Below are 2189 nucleotides of genomic sequence, written 5' to 3'. Positions count from 1 at the left end.
GTAAATTCGCACCTACAGGTTTGGCGTATGTTGTTGGGTTTGATGTTTATTGTAGGTGAGGTTTTACACCTCGCTTTTTGCTTTTAAAATATTAAAGCCACGTTACACAAGCGCGAAGTAAATTCGCACCTACAGATTTGGCATATGTGTTGGGTTTGATGTTTATTGTAGGTGAGGTTTTGCACCTCGCTTTTGCTTTTAAAATATTAAAGCCACGTTACATGATTGATGTAAATTCGCACCTACAGGTTTGGTGTATGTTGTTCGGTTCGGTGTATGTTTTATTTGTAGGTGAGGTTTTACACCTCGCTTTTAAACATTGAAGCCATACGACAATAGCCATGAGCGCGAAGTAAATTCGCACCTACGGGTTTGGCGTATATTGTTGGGTTTGATGTTTATTGTAGGTGAGGTTTTACACCTCGCTTTTTGCTTTTAAAATATTAAAACCACGTTACACAAGCGCGAAGTAAATTCGCACATACGGGTTTGGCGTATGTTGTCGGGTTTGATGTTTTTTGTAGGTGAGGTTTTACACCTCGCTTTTTGCTTTTAAAATATTAAACCAAGCTACACAAGCGCGAAGTAAATTCGCACATACGGGGTTGGCGTATGTTGTCGGGTTTTATGTTTATTGTAGGTGAGGTTTTACACCTCGCTTTGTTTGCATTAAAGCTGCATAAAACTACGTTACATGAGTGCGAAATAAATTCGCACCTACAGGTTTTGTATTTAATTCAATCGTAAACCCGTATTTATAGGTTGTGCTAATAACGTTATAAAAATAGGTGGCGTTAACGGGTAATGCCTACTTTTATTCACTACAGAACCTAAAACCCCGCACGATTTCATTTAAGTTTATAACTATTAACCATTCGTATTGTTTAGTAGCTCTGGTAGAATTAATCATTAGTTATGAATAATTTTATAGGGTTAATATGAAAATTGCAGTAGTAGGCACGGGTTATGTTGGTCTTTCTAACGCTATGTTATTAGCGCAACATAATGAAGTTGTTGCACTTGATATCGACGAGCAGAAAATAGCGCTTTTAAATAAAAAACAGTCTCCTATTGTTGATACTGAAATTAGTGCTTTTTTGTCGCGCGATGATTTAAATTTCACCGCGACTACAAATAAATTAGCTGCATACGAAAATGCTGACTTTATAATAATTGCGACACCTACTGATTACGATGTAGAAAATAATTACTTTAATACTAAGTCCGTAGAAGCTGTTATTAAAGAGGCTACATTACATAATCCCAATGCTGTAATGATAATTAAATCGACTGTACCAGTAGGGTTTACTCAAAGCATTAAAGAGCTGTTAGGCATTAATAATTTAATATTTTCACCTGAATTTTTACGTGAAGGTAAAGCTCTTTACGATAACTTGCACCCGTCACGTATTGTTGTTGGTGAGCAAAGTGAACGCGCAACCGTGTTTGCTAACTTACTTAAGCAAGGCGCTATAAAAACAGATATTGAAGTTTTGTTTACAGACTCAACTGAAGCCGAAGCAATTAAATTATTTTCAAATACTTACCTAGCAATGCGCGTAGCGTATTTTAACGAGCTAGACAGCTACGCTGAAGCTCATGGTCTTAATAGTAAGCAAATCATCCAAGGTGTTAGCTTAGACCCACGAATTGGTAATCATTATAATAATCCATCTTTTGGTTATGGCGGTTACTGCTTACCCAAAGATACTAAGCAGTTACGCGCCAATTATGCAGACGTACCTAATAATATTATTGGTGCTATTGTGGATGCTAATACCACTCGTAAAGACTTTATAGCTGACTCTATTATTAAGCGTAATCCAAAAGTGGTTGGTGTATATCGTTTAGTGATGAAAACAGGTTCAGACAATTTTAGAGCTTCAGCTATCCAAGGTATTATGAAGCGCATTAAAGCAAAAGGTATTGAGGTTGTTGTTTTTGAACCGGTGCTTGAAGAAAATGAATTTTATCACTCGCGTGTGATTAAAAACTTAGATGAATTTAAGCAAATATCTGATGTAGTTATATCAAACCGCATGGTTGATGAGTTAAGTGATATTGCGGACAAAGTATATACACGTGATTTATTCGGCAGTGATTAATTGCAGATGAGGTTTTACACCTCGCTTTTTACTTTTAAAATATTAAAACCACGTTACACAAGCGCGAAGTAAATTCGCACCTAC

At 36.4% G+C, this 2189-nt stretch carries 1 protein-coding gene; it reads left to right on the top strand.

Features of this window, described 5'->3' with window-relative positions; translation table 11 throughout:
• The first annotated feature begins 938 nt into the window (after window positions 1-938).
• The gene (locus I6F65_RS21160) at window positions 939-2105 is read left to right on the top strand and encodes a nucleotide sugar dehydrogenase (protein ID WP_197114790.1); all 1167 of its coding nucleotides are present in this window, start codon (window positions 939-941) and stop codon (window positions 2103-2105) included.
• Window positions 2106-2189: the final 84 nt, after the last annotated feature.

Source organism: Pseudoalteromonas sp. SWXJZ94C (genome assembly GCF_015864385.1).
Taxonomy (GTDB): domain Bacteria; phylum Pseudomonadota; class Gammaproteobacteria; order Enterobacterales; family Alteromonadaceae; genus Pseudoalteromonas.
The sequence above is the reverse complement of the archived record's forward strand: the minus strand, read 5'-3'. Positions and strand labels throughout refer to the sequence as shown.

Coding starts and splice junctions, on each gene's coding strand:
- I6F65_RS21160 (WP_197114790.1), top strand. CDS start 939: ATGAAAATTGCAGTAGTAGGCACGGGTTATGTTGGTCTTTCTAACGCT.